11 protein-coding genes and 2 tRNA genes are annotated in these 17,138 nt (G+C 57.1%); 4 read left to right on the top strand and 9 right to left on the bottom strand.

Translation table 11 applies throughout. The features are described 5' to 3' along the window. Positions 1–75: 75 nt before the first annotated feature. Genes treZ through glgX form a run of 3 tightly spaced genes read left to right on the top strand, consistent with a single transcriptional unit; the run spans position 76 to position 6,515 of the window. A complete protein-coding gene (gene treZ, locus ACA108_12065) occupies positions 76–1,866 on the top strand; it encodes a malto-oligosyltrehalose trehalohydrolase (protein ID XEX94149.1) in 1,791 nt (596 codons plus the stop codon). Next, positions 1,863–4,394: a malto-oligosyltrehalose synthase gene (treY, locus tag ACA108_12060; protein XEX94148.1), complete on the top strand. Its 2,532-nt coding sequence runs from the start codon at positions 1,863–1,865 to the stop codon at positions 4,392–4,394. The genes treZ and treY overlap by 4 nt, the downstream gene beginning before the upstream one ends. A gap of 45 nt (positions 4,395–4,439) precedes the next feature. Beyond that, a complete protein-coding gene (gene glgX / locus ACA108_12055; GenBank protein ID XEX94147.1) occupies positions 4,440–6,515 on the top strand; it encodes a glycogen debranching protein GlgX in 2,076 nt (691 codons plus the stop codon). A gap of 69 nt (positions 6,516–6,584) precedes the next feature. On the opposite strand, the gene ACA108_12050 is transcribed toward glgX, so the two are convergent. The 4 genes from ACA108_12050 to mdtK all read right to left on the bottom strand — a co-directional run bounded on the left by ACA108_12050 (position 6,585) and on the right by mdtK (position 9,583). After that, positions 6,585–7,538, bottom strand: a complete 954-nt coding sequence (locus tag ACA108_12050) for a hypothetical protein (protein ID XEX94146.1) — start codon at positions 7,536–7,538, stop codon at positions 6,585–6,587. 198 nt (positions 7,539–7,736) lie between these two features. Further along, a tRNA-Val gene (locus ACA108_12045) sits at positions 7,737–7,813 on the bottom strand. Between the two features lie 18 nt (positions 7,814–7,831). After that, positions 7,832–7,908 (bottom strand) — tRNA-Val (locus tag ACA108_12040). A gap of 301 nt (positions 7,909–8,209) precedes the next feature. Next, positions 8,210–9,583 (bottom strand): MdtK family multidrug efflux MATE transporter, encoded by a 1,374-nt coding sequence (gene mdtK / locus ACA108_12035; GenBank protein ID XEX94145.1) that lies wholly within the window; start codon positions 9,581–9,583, stop codon positions 8,210–8,212. 246 nt (positions 9,584–9,829) lie between these two features. Here mdtK and ACA108_12030 point away from each other — a divergent pair, with 246 nt between their 5' ends. Continuing rightward, positions 9,830–10,471 (top strand): riboflavin synthase subunit alpha, encoded by a 642-nt coding sequence (locus ACA108_12030; GenBank protein XEX94144.1) that lies wholly within the window; start codon positions 9,830–9,832, stop codon positions 10,469–10,471. Between the two features lie 34 nt (positions 10,472–10,505). On the opposite strand, the gene ACA108_12025 is transcribed toward ACA108_12030, so the two are convergent. From ACA108_12025 to punC, 5 genes are all read right to left on the bottom strand, one after another. Further along, the gene (locus ACA108_12025) at positions 10,506–11,429 is read right to left on the bottom strand and encodes a LacI family DNA-binding transcriptional regulator (GenBank protein ID XEX94143.1); all 924 of its coding nucleotides are present in this window, start codon (positions 11,427–11,429) and stop codon (positions 10,506–10,508) included. Positions 11,430–11,479: 50 nt separating this feature from the next. Continuing rightward, on the bottom strand, positions 11,480–12,871 hold the full coding sequence (locus ACA108_12020; protein ID XEX94142.1) for a glycoside hydrolase family 1 protein: 1,392 nt from the start codon (positions 12,869–12,871) through the stop codon (positions 11,480–11,482). A gap of 49 nt (positions 12,872–12,920) precedes the next feature. Further along, positions 12,921–14,240, bottom strand: coding sequence for a PTS sugar transporter subunit IIC (locus ACA108_12015; protein ID XEX94141.1), 1,320 nt, complete (start codon positions 14,238–14,240; stop codon positions 12,921–12,923). Positions 14,241–14,447: 207 nt separating this feature from the next. Continuing rightward, positions 14,448–15,596: a cyclopropane fatty acyl phospholipid synthase gene (gene cfa, locus ACA108_12010; GenBank protein XEX94140.1), complete on the bottom strand. Its 1,149-nt coding sequence runs from the start codon at positions 15,594–15,596 to the stop codon at positions 14,448–14,450. 305 nt (positions 15,597–15,901) lie between these two features. Beyond that, entirely contained in the window at positions 15,902–17,098 is a 1,197-nt protein-coding gene (gene punC, locus ACA108_12005; GenBank protein ID XEX94139.1) for a purine nucleoside transporter PunC, read from the bottom strand. Positions 17,099–17,138: the final 40 nt, after the last annotated feature.

Below are 17,138 nucleotides of genomic sequence, written 5' to 3'. Positions count from 1 at the left end.
TCTACTCTGCAGTCCTCAGGTCGACTCTGAGAAAAAATGTGCCAGGCTTTATAGCGATAAAAGCGAGGCACACACATGGACTCTGGAAAATTTCTCAGAAGCTGGGGCAGTGAATATTCAGACGACGGTAAAGTACGCTTTCGCCTGTGGGCGCCCGGACAGGAGAGCATTACGCTAAGGCTTGCGGGAGAAGAGCGGGTAATGAATGACGACGGTGGGGGCTGGTTTGAACTGGAGGCTACCGGCGTATCGCCGGGGGCCGGCTACCAGTTCGTGCTCGCAGACGGAATGGCGGTGCCGGACCCCGCCTCACGCGCACAAAAAGAAGGCGTTAACGGGCCTTCTCTGGTTGTCGATCCCGAAGGCTTCGCGTGGAAAAACGTTCATTGGCAGGGGCGTCCCTGGGAGGAAACCGTCGTTTATGAAATGCATTTCGGGACATTCACCCCCGAAGGCACTTTCCGCGCGGCCATGGCAAAACTGCCTTATCTTGCCGGGCTGGGTATCACTATGCTTGAGGTGATGCCCGTTTCGCAGTTTGGCGGCAGCCGGGGCTGGGGCTACGACGGCGTGCTGCTCTACGCGCCGCATTCCGCCTATGGCACGCCGGATGATTTCAAAGCGTTTATCGATGCTGCCCACGGCCATGGGCTGTCGGTGGTGCTGGACATCGTGCTTAACCACTTCGGCCCCGAAGGTAACTATTTGCCTCTGCTCGCTCCGGCATTTTTCCATAAAGACCGCATGACGCCCTGGGGGCCGGGCATCGCCTATGAGGTTGATGCCGTTCGCCGCTACATCATCGAAGCGCCGCTCTACTGGCTGACGGAATACCGGCTCGACGGCCTGCGGTTTGACGCGATTGACCAGATTAATGACCCGTCCGCCAGGCACGTGCTGACGGAGATAGCCGAACGTATCCGCACCGAAATTCAGCACCGGCCCGTCCATCTGACCACCGAGGACAGCCGCAATGTGATCTTCCTGCATCCCCGTGAAGAAGACGGCTCCGCTCCTTTGTTTACCGCCGAATGGAACGATGACTTCCACAATGCGGTTCACGTTTTTGCTACCGGTGAGAAGCACGCCTATTACGAAGATTTTGCCGACCGCCCGGAGCGCCACGTCGCCCGGACGCTGGCGGAAGGTTTCGCCTATCAGGGCGAGCTGTCGAAGCATGCGGGCGAACCGCGAGGCGTAAAAAGTACCGCTCAGCCCCCGGTGGCCTTCGTCGATTTTATTCAGAATCACGATCAGACCGGCAACCGCGCCCATGGCGAAAGGCTGATTGAGCTGGCCGGAGCCGACCGCACCCGGGTGCTGCTTGCCGCGCTGCTGTGTTCGCCGCATATCCCGCTGCTGTTTATGGGCGAAGAGTATGGCGAAACCAATCCGTTCCTGTTCTTTACCGATTTCCATGGCGAGCTGGCTAAAGCCGTGCGCGAAGGGCGCAGGAAGGAATTTGCTGGGCACCATGGTCATGATGGCGAAGATATCCCCGATCCGAACGACGAAAAAACTTTTGCCGCCTCGAAGCTCGACTGGAGCAAATCGCAAAGCGAGCAGGGCAAACGCTGGCTGGCTCTGACCCAGCAGCTGCTGGCCCTGCGGCAAAAACATATCGTGCCCCTGCTGGCGACGGCGGGGGGCGAAGCGGGAAGGGTTCTGAAGACCGTTGAGGGGTTTATCGTGGTCAGCTGGACATTCCCCGACGGCACGCTGTCGCTGGCCCTGAATATTGGTGATACCCCGCAGCCGCTGCCTGATATGCCCGGCGAGACGCTCTTCGCCTGGCCCCGGGCGTCTGACGATCTTCCGCAAAATTCTTTCGTTGTCCGTCTTGCTCAGGGAGTGACAAAACGATGATCCCCACCGCTACCTACCGGCTTCAGTTTCGCAACGGCATGACCTTCTGGCGGGCCGCGGCGCTGGTTCCCTACCTGAAACGGCTCGGCATCAGCCATCTTTACGCCTCGCCGATCTTTACCGCCACTGCCGGGTCAACCCACGGCTACGACGTGACCGACGTCAATGAGATTGAGCCGTCCATCGGCGGGCGCGAAGGCTTTGACCGTCTGGCGAAAACCCTCAAAGAGGCCGGAATTGGCCTGATCCTCGATATCGTGCCGAACCATATGGCCTCCTCGCTGGAAAACACCTGGTGGCGCGAGGTGGTTGAGCTTGGCGAAAGCAGCCGCTACGCGCGCCACTTTGACATCGACTGGACGCAGCGTTTAACGCTGCCGTTCCTGGGTGACACGTTCGAAGCGGTGCTGCAGAACGGCGAGCTGACCGTCCGGCCCGATCCGAAAACCGGCAAGCCCGCCTTCTGCTACTTCGAAAACTACTTCCCGCTGACGCCCGCGAGCTGGCAAGGCCGCGAGTCGGAAATTTTAACGCTGACGGACAGGGCGGCCATCACCGAACTGCACGCGCGGCAGCCTTACCGCCTGATGTCCTGGCGTGACGCACCCCGTGAACTGTCGTATCGCCGCTTCTTTGAAGTCACCGGGCTGGTGGGGATGCGCGTGGAGGATAAAACGGTGTTCGACGATAGCCACCGGCTGATCCTCGACCTGGTTCATTCCGGGGTGGTAGACGGGCTGAGGGTGGACCACGTGGACGGGCTGGCCGACCCGAAAGGGTATCTGGAGAGGCTGCGTCAGGAGGCGGGCCCGGACTGTTATATCACCGTGGAAAAAATTCTCGGCAAGGGCGAGCACCTGCCGCCGAATTGGCCTGTTTCCGGCACCACGGGCTATGAATTTATCGCCTCACTGTCCGAAGTGCTGGTCGATAACGAACAGATCGACGGGCTGCGCAAAGTCTATGAAACGGTGGTAGGGCAGCCGGTGGATATGCGGGACGAGCTGAGGGATGCCAAACTGCTGATGGTGGAGCGTAACTTTGAAGGCGAGTTCACCCGGCTGCTGAATCTGGCGCAGGGTATGGCGCAAACTGAAGGCGTTGCGCTGGATGAGCCAGCCTTGCGGGATGCGCTGCGTGAGCTGCTCATCGCGTTCCCCGTTTATCGAACCTATGGCACCTCGCGGGGGCTGCCGGGGGAAGATTTGAAGCTGTTAATCAGCATCGTTAACAAAGTGCAGGCTAGCGAACATGCCGTCGAGCGTGGGGCCCTTGCGTTCCTGGCCCGTATTCTGACGGGCGAGGCCGCAAACGCTGGGGAGTTTGTGACCCGCTTCCAGCAGCTGACCGGCCCGCTGATGGCGAAATCTGTTGAGGACACGCTGTTTTTCCGCCAGCACCTGGATCTGGCGCTTAACGAGGTGGGGGCAGAGCCGCTGAAGCATGCCTTCTCCCTCGACCGCTTTCACAAAGAGATGCAAACCCGGCTCGAAAGGCAGCCGGATGCGATCACCAGCACCTCCACGCACGACACAAAACGCGGGGAAGATGCCCGCGCCCGCCTGTATACGCTGACCGAAGCGCCAGAACAGTGGGCCGAATGCGTGGACCGCTGGCGTCAGCTGAACCAGACCAAAGTCGTCTTTCTAAATGACGGCACAGCACCGCGCGGCGTGGTGACCTGGATGCTGTACCAGGCGCTGGCGGGCGTCTGGCCGACGACCCTCGATGTTCAGGACGAAGCGGCCCTCGGAGCTCTTGAAGCGCGCTTTGTGGGGTTTGTCGAAAAAGCGCTGCGGGAGGCGAAGCTGCGTACCGACTGGGTCGACAGTAACGAAGCCTATGAGAACGCCGTGCTGGACTATGCCCGTTATCTACTCAGCCCCGCTAACCGAGCTTTTTTACAGGCGTTCAGCGAAGGGCTGCAGCCGTTTATTCGTGCGGGACTGATAAACAGCCTCACCCAGGCAGTGATTAAGCTGGCGGCGCCGGGCGTACCCGATATCTATCAGGGCAGCGAGGGACTGAACTTCAGCCTGGTCGACCCTGACAACCGGCTTGAACCCAACTTCGCCACGCTGGAGCGTATGCTTGACGACGATCCCCTGCCGGATTTCAGCTGCGAAGAAAAATGGCTGAGCGGTGAGGTAAAACTGCGGGTCACCGCCCGCCTGCTGCACCTGCGCCAGCAAAAGCCCGCGCTGTTCCGCCGGGGTGATTATCTGCCGCTCCCGGCTGGCGGCAAACGGGCGGATAACGTCATTGCTTTTGCACGGGCAGACGGCAGCGATGCGCTTATTGTCGTTGCGCCCCGGTTGGCGTTTACCCTGGTCGGCAACGGTCAGCCGTTACCTCCGCCGCAGTTCTGGGCAGAGACGCAAATCCCGCTGCCTGCATCGCTGGCTAACCGCCGCTACCGTGACGTTCTTAGCGGAAAAGAAACCACACTAGCCGATCGCATCAACCTTAACGCTATTCATGGCGGTTCGCCTTTGCTGCTGCAGCTGGTTGAACCTTCAGAAAGTTGATAACAGTCACCACATAAAATGTTTTTTTTTTGATAGGGAAGACTCATGTCAAAAGGTAAACCGTTTGAAATTCTCACGGGGGATAGCTCTCGGCTCGGGGCAAACTTCGATGGTGAGGGCGTTAACTTTGCGCTTTTTTCGGCGCACGCGGAGCGGGTAGAGCTCTGTCTGTACGATCAGGATGGCAGGACAGAGATCGTAAGGCTTGAACTGCCGGAATTTACCCATCAGGTCTGGCATGGCTATGTCCCTGGCCTCAGGCCGGGGGCGCTGTACGGCTATCGCGTCTATGGCCCCTACGATCCGCAAAACGGCCACCGGTTTAATCCAAATAAACTGCTGATCGACCCGTACGCGCGGGATCTGGTGGGCAAGCTCGAATGGAATGACGCCCATTTCGGCTACGAGCTGGGTCACGGCGATAAAGATTTATCCTACGACAGCCGCGACAGCGCGCCTTTTACCCCTAAGTGTCGGGTTATCGATCCCGACGAATTTATCTGGCACGACGAAAATCGCCCGGTTGTGCCCTGGCCGAAAACCATTATTTACGAAACCCACGTCAAAGGCTTTACCCAGCTTAATTCAGCGCTGCCTGAAGCCCTGCGCGGCACCTACGACGGCATGAGTCACAAAGCCACCGTGCAGTACATCAAGAGCCTGGGGGTGACCTCCGTAGAGCTGCTGCCGGTTCACTGGTTCCCGGACGATCAGCATCTGCTGGAGAGGGGGCTGAAGAATTTCTGGGGCTACAATTCCCTCGCTTTCTTTGCGCCCGCCTCGCGCTACTTTGGGCCGCGGGGTATCCAGGGCTTCCGCGATATGGTGCGAGCGTTCCACGACGAGGGCATTGAGGTGATCCTGGACGTGGTCTACAACCACACGGCGGAGGGCAATGAGCTTGGTCCGACGCTGTCGTTTAAAGGCATCGACAATTATTCCTACTACCGCACCATGCCCGAGCAGCACCGCTATTACATTAACGATACCGGCACCGGCAACACGGTGAACACTTCCCATCCGCGGGTGCTGCAGATGGTGATGGATTCCCTGCGCTACTGGCGGGATGCGATGCACATCGACGGCTTCCGCTTCGACCTGGGCACTATTCTTGGCCGCGAGCCGGAGGGCTTTGACCAGCGCGGCGGGTTCTTCGATGCCATCATGCAGGATCCGGCGTTATCCCGTATGAAACTGATCGGCGAGCCCTGGGATATCGGTCCCGGCGGCTATCAGGTAGGCGGTTTCCCACCCGGCTGGGCAGAGTGGAACGATCAGTACCGTGACACGGTGCGCGAGTACTGGAAGGGGGACAATGTTTCTAATGATTTTGCCGCCCGCCTGTTGGGATCAGGGGATCTGTACGACCAGCGCGGGCGACGCCCCTGGGCCAGCGTTAACTTTATAACCGCCCATGACGGCTTTACCCTGAACGACCTGGTGTCCTGGAACGGGAAGCATAATGAGGCCAACGGCGAAGAGAATGCCGATGGCCACAACGACAACCGCTCCTGCAACTATGGAGGCGAAGGGCCAACGGACGACGAGGCCATCAACAAAGTGCGCGAACGCCAGCAGCGCAACTTCCTCGCCACCTTGTTGTTCTCCCACGGCACGCCGATGCTGCTGGCGGGGGATGAATTTGGACGCAGCCAAAAGGGCAACAATAACGGCTACTGTCAGGACAGCGAAATCTCCTGGGTTCACTGGGATAATCTGCCGCCGTCCAGCGAGGCGCTGCGGGAGTTCACGCGTCGTCTCATCAGGCTGCGCAACGAGCAGCCGCTGCTGCGCCGCGACAGCTGGCGCGATGGCTTAATCATCAGATGGTTTAACGCAGGCGGCGGGTTGCAGCAGCCGGAACAGTGGGATGAAGGCTCCACGCTGGGGGTGTACATAGGCCGCAAAGATCTGATAGCGGAAAAAGGCATCTGGCACGACGTGCTGATGCTGTTCAACCCGTATGCTGGAAATGTGCCGTTCCGCATCCCGCAGTTCGGGGAGGGTGGCTGGGTGCTGGAAATCAGCACGTCTGCGCTGGCTGAGCCGGGCATCGTCATAACCCAGGAGAAAGATTTTGAGCTGGAGGGGCGCAGCATGGTGCTGTTCCGGAGGCCTTAATAAACCTTTCTTCCCTTTTGGGTAAGTTCACGCGGCACGGCGTAAGCCCCGCCTTAAGGTATGAACTGGCTAAAAGCTCATTGCCAGGCCGATGCCGTAGCCGCTGGTATCATCACCAAACATATAGCGCGCCACCAGCCGCGTTCTGGTGATAAAAACAGGATACTTACTGCTGTCTATCTCCAGACCTAATCCCACCGAACTCAGGCTGTTAAATCCTAGTGCGCCGCGCTGCTGACCAAGGTACTCGGTATGCGCCCCTTCAATAACGTAGCGCAGGGGGCTTTTTAACAGCGTCCAGTCAGAGACCGGCGCTCTGCGGCGCAGGTATAATCCCAGATTTTCTGCCTCCGCATGCCCCTCAACGGCGCGGGAGGTATTGGCAAAGGTTTGCAGCTGCATGCCGGAGTAACGCAGCTCGATATCGATATCCTGCGGTTTTGAGAAAAGCTCGTAATCGAGCATCAGCGAGCCGCCCAGGCCATAGGCGTTCAGCCTGCCGCCGTCCAGAAAATCATAGTCTGCATTGCTTCGGCGTTCTATTACCCATGAGCCAATCCGGACATCGCTGGCCATCGTGCCCAGCATCACATTAGCGATAGGGCGCAGGACCAGGTTCCCTCCCCAGCGGTCACGGTAGAGAGGAAAATCCCAGCCAATGCCACCCGTCGCGGAAAGACTGTTCCACTTAGTGGGGATGCGCCGTGTTTCTGCCCCATTACTGACAACAAACTGGGGGTCGTAGCGGCTATAGCCTAGCGCACCCTCAAGGTAAAGCGGGAAGGACTCGCTCAGGGTGGCCCCGCCGCCAAACTGAGTAATAGTGAGCTCGTTAGTTTCGCCGGTGCCGGTACCGATATTCAGATCGCTGGCGGTAATATCCGGAAAAACCATGTAGCTCATCAGCGTCAGCACGGCATCGGCCCGGTGTTTTATCCGCTCGCCGTCTGCCGCAAAGCTCGGCGGGCTCAGGGCAAGTGCCGCCACCAACAGCATGAAAGATAATGGAAAGGCTGCAATCATAGATTGTCACTGCTCCTGCAAAGGCAGTTTGTGTATTAACTATAGGGGAGGATGCGAATAGAGCATGATTTCGCAGGAAAAGTGACATAACGAACAGCAAAAGGGTGAAAACACGCGAACACGGACTTAGTGCATGAAAGGGGCATCGCAATGATTCAGGGGATTAATAGAAAATGCGGGAAGGATAATTGTTCATCATGGTGCGTCCGAGTGGACTCGAACCACCGACCCCCACCATGTCAAGGTGGTGCTCTAACCAACTGAGCTACGGACGCACTGTATGAAATTTTAAATGGTGCGTCCGAGTGGACTCGAACCACCGACCCCCACCATGTCAAGGTGGTGCTCTAACCAACTGAGCTACGGACGCATCATGTTGTCTGGCGACAACGGGGACGAATATTAGCGGCAGCCCCCGCTGCATGCAAGCTGAAATCCTTCATTTTCTGCAAGATTACATCCGATTGCTGAGCAACTGCGCAGTCCGTCGAAAAAATAGCCGCCCGGCGACTTGTATCCGGGGGATGAGTATAAACATCATCCATCGTTCTCGCCTGCTGTGTCGGATGACGCTGCGCTTATCCGACCTACGAATACCAGAATGTAGGGTGGAGTAGCGTTAGCGCCAGCCACCCTAATTCAAAAGCTACAACAAAGCTGGCTGATGGGCTTTATCGCGCCGCGCGCTGCAAAATTGTGATGGACGGCTGACGTTGTAGCCAGCGCATGCGCAGCATCATCATGATTGCCGCCGAGGTCAGGCCGATAATAAAGCCCATCCAGAAGCCTGCAGGCCCCATTCTGTCCACCACCAGGTCGGTCAGCCCCAGAATATAGCCGCTCGGCAGCCCCAGCACCCAGTAGGCAATAAAGGTGATGAAGAAGATCGAGCGGGTGTCTTTGTAGCCGCGCAACACGCCGCTGCCGACGACCTGAATGGAGTCGGAAATCTGATAGACCGCCGCCAGCAGCATCAGCTGGGCTGCCAGAGCCACGACCTCCGGGTTGTCGTTATAGAGCAGGGCGATATGTTCGCGCAGCGTGACGGTAAACAGCGCCGTGCAGACGGCCATGCACACCCCAACGCCAATGCCGGTGCGGGCAGCCGTTTGCGCATCCAGCGTTGAACCCTGGCCAAGGCGGAAGCCGACGCGGATAGTTACCGCCGCCGCCAGCGACATTGGCAGAACGAACATCAGCGAGCTGAAGTTCAGGGCTATCTGGTGTCCGGCCACGTCCACAATCCCCAGCGGGGAAACCAGCAGGGCCACTACGGCAAACAGCGTCACCTCAAAGAACAGCGCCAGCGCAATCGGCAGGCCAAGCTGGGTCAGACGTTTCAATACCTGCCAGTCTGGCGTGCTGAATCCGACAGGGTTGCGGATATCACGCATGGAGCGCGCACGGCGCACATAAGAAATCATGCTGAAGAACATGACCCAATAAACTGCCGCCGTCGCCACGCCGCAGCCTACGCCGCCCAGTTCAGGCATACCGAAGTGGCCGTAAATAAAAATGTAGTTAACCGGAATATTGACCAGCAGGCCAATAAAACCCATCACCATGCTCGGCTTGGTTTTTGCCAGGCCTTCACACTGGTTGCGCGCCACCTGGAAGAACAGATAGCCAGGCGCACCCCACAGCAGCGCGCGCAGGTAGCCTACAGCTTTTTCTGCCAGCAGAGGATCCATGTTTTTCATTGAACCGATAATGTAGCCCGCGTTCCACAGGACAACCATGATCAGCACGGAGACGATCCCTGCCAGCCAGAACCCCTGGCGAACCTGGTGCGCGATGCGTTCGCGTCGGCCCGAGCCGTTTAGCTGGGCCACGACCGGCGTTAACGCCAGCAGCAAACCATGGCCAAAGAGGATGGCAGGCAGCCAGATGGAGGTGCCGATGGCCACCGCGGCCATATCGGTGGCGCTGTAGCCCCCGGCCATCACGGTATCGACGAAACCCATTGCCGTCTGGGCGACCGAGGCGAGGATCACGGGTATCGCCAGCGCTAAAAGCTGACGGGCCTCAACGAAATACTTATCCATTAATACACCTGATTATTATTAGTTATTGGACACTAAGACGCCGCCGTAAATGGCAGCAAAAAGAAAGATGCAGGGGGAAGAACCAGACTATTGTAGCGACAGATAATTAAATCGCCAGACAAATAATGGCAGGGCAGTGATGATGACTGGCAAGCTTTTTTTCCAACTGTTATTGTGCTGTTCACGGATGCAGGCCTCCCTGAACAGGGCGGACACTGCCATTTATTGACTTGCCGGAGTTTAAGGATGTTTACAGGAATTGTGCAGGGCACCGCGGCCCTGGTCTCCATCGAAGAAAAGCCCAATTTCCGCACCCACGTTATCGAGATGCCAGAAGAGATGCTGCCTGGCCTTGAGACGGGCGCGTCCGTAGCCCACAACGGCTGCTGTCTGACGGTCACGGAAATTAACGGCAACCGCGTGAGTTTTGATTTGATGAAAGAGACGCTGCGCATCACCAATCTGGGTGAGCTGGCGGTTGGCGACTTCGTCAACGTCGAGCGCGCGGCGAAATTCAACGATGAAATCGGCGGCCATTTGATGTCCGGCCATATTATGACCACGGCCGAGGTGGCGAAGATTTTAACGTCGGAAAATAATCGGCAAATCTGGTTCAAAATTCAGGACAAGAGCCTGATGAAATACATCCTTCACAAAGGGTATATCGGCATTGACGGTATAAGCCTGACGGTTGGCGAGGTAACGGCCACCCGCTTCTGCGTGCATTTAATCCCCGAGACGCTGCAGCGCACGACCCTGGGCAGCAAAAAGCTGGGCAACCGTATTAATATTGAAATTGACCCGCAGACACAGGCGATTGTGGATACGGTGGAGCGCGTGCTGGCGCAGCGAGAGGCAACGCTTGCAGCAGTATTAACGAAAGAATAAAACGTGCGGCGGGTTCGCAGCGACCCGCCGTCGCTTATGCAATCAGCAGGCTTCCGCGCACCAAATCGCTGCTATGGCGATCCCCAAGCAGTAATTCCACCGCCCGACGGGCAATGTTTTCCAGCGGGTACTCGATGGCAGGAATGGCGTTTGTGCCGGGCAGGCGGGTTGACCCATCCAGACTGAATACCATCACTTTTTCCGGCACGTGCAGCTGATACTGGTTGAGCATCATCACGGCTTCCTGCGCCTGGCTGTCGTCGGTGACCAGCAGGGCGGAGAACTTCACACTGCTGTTGATAAGCTTTTGCAGGGCAATGCGCAAAGAAGGCTCATTTTCGATAACCAGCTGGCGGTTAAACGGCACCACGTAGTTATGCAGCGCCTGACGGTAGCCTTCAATCGTCTGCGTCGCCGCATCGCCGCCGGCAAAGTTGATTAGCGCAATATGCCGACGCTGCTGGGAACAGAGATAGTGCACGGCGGTTTCGACGGCGAAAACCCGGTCGCACTGGACGCTGCTGGCGGTGGAAGGGCTGAGGCAGTCGATCAGCACGATATCATCCGCAAGATCGGGCAGAGGGAAGCGTGCGCCCACCACCACCAGGGCATCGCACATGCCGTGGGACAGCTCCGCCACCGCGTGTAGCAGGCTGTCCGCATCGCTAGCGAAGCGCAGTAGCAGGTGCTTGCGGTGGGCTTTTAGCTGCTTTTCCAGCGCCTGCAAATAGCCGGTAGACTGCTGGATATGTTCGGTGGCGCAAATCACCCCGATACAGTTTGTTGACTGGCTGCTCAGGGACTGGGCAATGGCGTTTGGCGTGTAGTTGAGGATTTCCGCTGCGCGCAGCACCGCCTGGCGGCTCTCTTCCTTCACGCCGCGGCTGCCGCTCAGCACCCGGGAAACGGTGGCTTTGGATACCTGCGCGAGGCGCGCTACATCATTGATATTCGACATGCTTGTTTCCTGCCCAGCTAAAGGCGGGCCATCGTGGCCCGCATGATTTTTTAACCCCGGTCGTCAAAACCGTTTTTTGCTGCCGTTTCCCTGAACCACTCGCCGCTCTTCTTGATGGTGCGCTTCTGGGTTACCAGATCCAGCGACACGAAGCCATAGCGGTTTTTGTAGGCGTTACACCATGACCAGTTATCGATAAACGTCCACATATGGTATCCGAGGCAGTTGCTGCCTTCGCTGATGCCTTTGTGCAGCCACTTCAGGTGGTCGCTGACGAAATCGATGCGGTAATCATCCTGAATCTGCCCGTTTTCGTCAAAGCGTTGTTCATGCTCAACGCCCATGCCGTTCTCGGAGATATAGCAGCGTGGGTTGCTATAGTTTTCACGCAGGTTAGTCAGAATGTCGTAGATGCCCTGCTCATAGATTTCCCAGCCGCGGTACGGGTTCATTTTGCGGCCCGGCATTTCATAGGACTCGAAGAACCACTCCGGCATAAACGGGCTGTCGGGATTGACCAGCGAGTCGCGGCACTTGATACGGCGCGGCTGATAGTAGTTGATACCGAGCAGGTCGACAACGCCCGCAGCAAGTAATGCTTTATCCTCCGGCTCGCAGGCCGGAAGCTGGCCATGCTCTTTCAGCAGGGCAACCAGCTCCTGCGGATATTCACCGCGCAGCGCCGGGTCAAGGAAGCTGCGGTTGAACATCAGATCCGCAATATTCGCAGCCTTTATGTCCGCCGGATTTTGCGAACGAGGGTAGGACGGCGTCAGGTTCAGAATGATGCCGATTTCGCCGCCGTCGTTGCGCTCGTGGTACGCCTTCACCGCCAGGGAGTGTGCCAGCATGGTGTGATAGGCAACGGTAGCCGCACGTTTGAAATCGACCACGTTAGGATAGTGGAAGTCATACAGGTAACCGCCTTCCACGGGCACAACCGGCTCGTTGAAGGTGAACCAGTGCTTCACCCGGTCGCCAAACAGTTCGAAGCAGGTTTTCGCGTATTCGCCATACGCCGTGACAACGTCACGATTTTCCCAGCCGCCCAGCTCCTGCATCACCATTGGCATATCAAAATGGAAGAGGTTAATAAACGGCGTGATGCCCTGGGCATGCAGCTCGTCGAAAATCTGGTTGTAAAACTTCACGGCCTCCTGGTTTATCTCGCCGCGACCCTGCGGGATCAGGCGCGCCCAGGAAATAGAAGTGCGGAAGGTATTGTGGTTCAGCTCTTTGAGCAACGCGATATCCTGCTTCCAGTTCTGGTAAAACGTGGAGGTATCCGCCGGGCCTACGCCGTTGTGGAAGCGCGTTGGCTGCTCCGCAAACCATCGATCCCAGATGGTTTCCGATTTGCCAAAGTTAAGCGTTTCGCCTTCGGTCTGCGGCGCGGAGCTGGCGCTGCCCCACCAGAAATTATCAGGAAATGCATATTTCATTACTTCTTCCTCTTTGGACGTGCCTGCCAGACCGGCAGGCAATAAATGTTCAGTTGACGGTAACCGGGCTTTCTTCTTCCTGTGCGCCACGCTCTTCGTCCTGCTTCAGCAGGGTGCGCTCGTAGGCCTTCAGGAAGGGGTAATACATCACAGCCGACATCACCATACAAATCAGGCACATGATTACGGGACTTACCGCCCAGTTTGCGGCCCATGAAGCCCCAATTGGCGCGGGCGTCGTCCACGGCGTCAGTGAAACGACCTGTGCAATCCAGCCTAGTTTGGTAGCGATGTACGCAAGCGTGGCGTTAATCATCGGCACCAGGGTGAACGGCAGGAAAAACACCGGGTTCATGATGATGGGCGTCCCGAACAGAATAGGCTCGTTGATGTTAAAAAAGCTTGGCACGACGCCCATTTTGCCGATGGTGCGCAGATGCACGGCGCGGCTGCGGAGCAGCAGGAAGGCCAGCGGCAGCGTCGACCCCACGCCGCCAATCAGCAGATAGTGGTCCCAGAAGCCCTGCAGATAGATATGCGGCAGCGCTTCGCCCGCGGCCAGCGCGGTCTGGTTAGCCGAAAGGTTGGCCATCCAGAACGGGTTCATTATGCCGGTGACAATCAATGCGCCGTGTATTCCGGCAAACCACAGGATTTGGCAGATAAATACCGAGATAAGGATCGCGGGCAGCGAGTCGGAGGCCGAAACCAGCGGGGCGAGCAGGTGCATGATTGCCTCGGGCAGAATCATGCCCGTTGTGGCTTCAATCAGCAGGTTGAGCGGATGCAGCGTAAAGACAATCACCACTACGGGGATGAGGATTTCAAAGGAGCGTGCAACGCCGGTGGGCACCTCTTTTGGCAGCCGAATCGTAATGTTGTGGCGCTTGAGGAACGAATACATTTCGCTGGCGTAAATCGCGGTGATCAGGGCGGTGAAAATGCCCTGGCCGGAGAAATATTGCGTCGAGATATGCCCGTCTTTATACGGAGCCGCAACCAGCAGAAACGCCATAAAAGCTAGCAGCCCGGTCATGATCGGGTCGAGCTGGTAATGCTTGCCCAGGCTTGCGCCAATGCCGACGGAGATGAAGAACGTCATCACCCCCATGCTGAGGTTGAACGGCAGCATCAGCTGATCGCGGTACTTTAGCGAAAAATTAAGCCAGCCGCGGGCAAAACGCCAGCTGCTGTCGGGTGAAAAGGGGGGGAAGATAAAAACTAACAGGAATGAACCGATTATCATAAACGGCAGCGCGGCAATAAAGCCGTCGCGGATGGCGATGACGTGGCGCTGAGAGCCCATGGTCCCCGCCAGCGGGGTCACTTTTTGCTCAATCACATTGACCATTTTTTGGTACATGCTCATGGCGGTATCCTTGCTTGTGTCACGGTAAGTTCGCCTATTGTGAAACACAATGGAAACCGGTTTCCACTCGGGAGGTTCATAATTGTTAACGGGATCAAACTGACAGAATTTTACGGCGATAAAACGTGATGGCGATCACGAATTGTTAAGAAGTTGCTGCAAAACAGGGGAAAGTATTAACCCCGGCGAGTGCCGGGGTTAACGTCATTAGTGCGGCACCCGCAGACCGTTCTCAACGCCGCGGCTGAAGACGACCTGCCACAGCTGGATATCCCTTGCCCGGAAGGCTCCGGCGCAGGCGTTAAGGTAGTAACTGAACATGCGTTTGAAACGTTCAGAATAGTTATCAGCTATTTCCGGCCAGCTTGCGTGGAAGCGTTCGTCCCACGCCATCAGCGTTTTATCGTAGTCGGCGCCGAAGTTGTGCCAGTCTTCCATCACGAAATGGCCTTCGCTCGCTTCGGCAATTTGGCGCACGGAGGGCAGGCAGCCGTTCGGGAAGATGTATTTATCAATCCACGGATCCACATTGTTATCGGTTTTATTCGAGCCGATGGTGTGGAGCAGGAAAATACCGTCCGGCTTCAGGTTGCGGTCCACCACCTTGAAATAAGTGGCGTAGTTTTTTGGCCCGACGTGTTCAAACATGCCCACCGAGACGATTCGGTCGAACTGCTCGTTCAGGTCACGGTAGTCCTGAAGCAGAATAGTCACGTCCAGCCCGGCGCAGCGGTCCTGAGCCATTTTCTGCTGCTCGGCCGAAATGGTGACGCCGTGTACTTTTACGCCGTAATGACGCGCGGCGTACTCCGCAAGCCCACCCCAGCCGCAGCCGATATCAAGCAGGGTCATCCCCGGCTCCATATGCAGCTTGTCACAGATCATTTTGAGCTTGGCATCCTGCGCTTCGCTAAGGGTGGCGGCTTCTTTCCAGTAGCCGCAGGAGTATTGCATATGCTCGTCAAGCATGCGGCTGAACAGGTCGTTGCCAAGATCGTAATGTTCTTTGCCGACTATCCAGGCGCGTTTTTTACTTTGCAGATTGACGAGGCGGGCGGCAGCAATGCGAAGGGTGTCTTTAATATGGTGCGGGAGCTGATGCTCCAGACCGGCACGAATGACCTTGCTGAAAAAGGCATCCAGGCGTTCGCAGTCCCACCAGCCGTCCATAAAGCTTTCACCCAGGCCGAGTGAACCTTCCTGCAGGACGCGTTTAAAAAAATCGGGATGTTTTACCTGAATATCAAAGGGATGGGGGCCATTAACGGTGATCCCTGCCCGGGTGAGCATTTCGTTCGCGATACGATACCATTCGTTATCTCGTATGCTGACTTCTTCTATACACGATGAACTCATAGCTTCTCCAACACCTTCTGTGCGAGGAACCTTCAAACAGCGTAGACGCTATTTTGGGTATGTGAGAAATCTCACGGAAAAATCCGCGTGCCTGATATCCGACGTAGGAAAGAGAAAGGGGCAAGAGCCCGCAAAAACTAAAGAGAAAACAAATAAAAAAAACGGGAGCACAAGGGCTCCCGTTACACATTCTTTATAGTGGTACTCATCGAGCCGTTTTGAGTATAAGCCTGAAAATCAGATGATTCAACGCTTTATCGTTAGCAAGCTAATAACCTGATTTCAACATTATCGCTCAGGTTACCTTACGAGTGGTGATGCGCTTCTTTGGCCTCCCAGGCCTCGGCACCTTTGCTACGCTGCATCAGGTAGCCCAGCATCGCCAGTACGACGGTCGTCAGCATGACGCTTGTCGTGGTCAGCAGCGCGCTGGAAACCAGCCAGGAAACCATCAGGCTTGCAAAGAAGCACAGGCCAAGCTGCAGGGTGTTCTGCAGCGCGGCAGCTTTACCGGTCGCCTGCGGGAACGGCAGCAGGGCAGAAGCAACCACAATCGGGTAAATCGCGCCGTTAGCCATCGCCATGATGCAAAACGGAATAAGCAGCAGCGTCAGGTTTGCATGGCCGCTGGCCGCTACGCCCCAGGTGCCGAAAATGCTCAGAGTATAAAGGACCAGCAGCCACGGCAGCATCTGCTTACCGCTCCACTTCTGCAGCGCGCTGCGGCAGCCGTAGCCGCCCACCAGAAACGCAATGGTCTGCGGCATATAGCTCAGGCCGATAGCTGAAGGGCTGTAGCCCATGTCGTTAAGAATAAACGGTGAGCCGGTCAGCCATGCGAAGAAGCTTGCGGAGCAGGCCGCGTAAATCAGTACGTTGCCGCTGTAAACGCGCGAGCGCAGCAGCGACATAAAGCTCACTTTGTTTTCTTCAGTCTGCGGATGGTGCTGGGTGCGAGGCTTGAGGCGCAGCGTGGGGATCATCAGGAGCAGCGTAATGGCAAACAGCGTGGCGAAGATAGCCTGCCATTCGAAATGGTTAAGGATCCAGCTGCCCAGCAGCGGAGCCAGCGCCGGAGAAAGGCCCACCAGCGGCATAATAGTGGCGAAAATACGGTTTGCGCGGCTGGCGGGATAGTAGTCCGTCACCAGCGCCTGCCAGCTTACCGCCGCAGAACAGACGCCCACCGCCTGAATAAAGCGCAGCACCAGCAGCGTCGTTGCGCTCTCCACCCACAGCATGCCCAGGCAGCTGACGGCGAAAATGCTTAAGCCCGCCAGCAGGATGGGTTTACGTCCGAAGAGGTCCGACATGGGTCCCCACATCAGCTGCGCGAAGGCAAAGCCGGCTAAAAACAGGCTAAGGCTCGCGCTGACCGCTGAGGCCTCGGTGTTGAGATCCTGCTGGATAGCGGCAAAAGCCGGTAAATACATGTCGGTGGCAAGGAAACCCAGCACGCTCAGACCGGCGAGCCAGATTAGAAATCCTTTTGATGGTTGCATAGTTATCTCTTGAATGATTTGCAGGTAATCAGCGCCCGGA

The organism is Dryocola sp. LX212 (genome assembly GCA_041504365.1).
In the GTDB taxonomy this organism is placed as follows: Bacteria; Pseudomonadota; Gammaproteobacteria; order Enterobacterales; family Enterobacteriaceae; genus Dryocola.
This window is presented reverse-complemented; position numbering and strand designations above follow the sequence as displayed.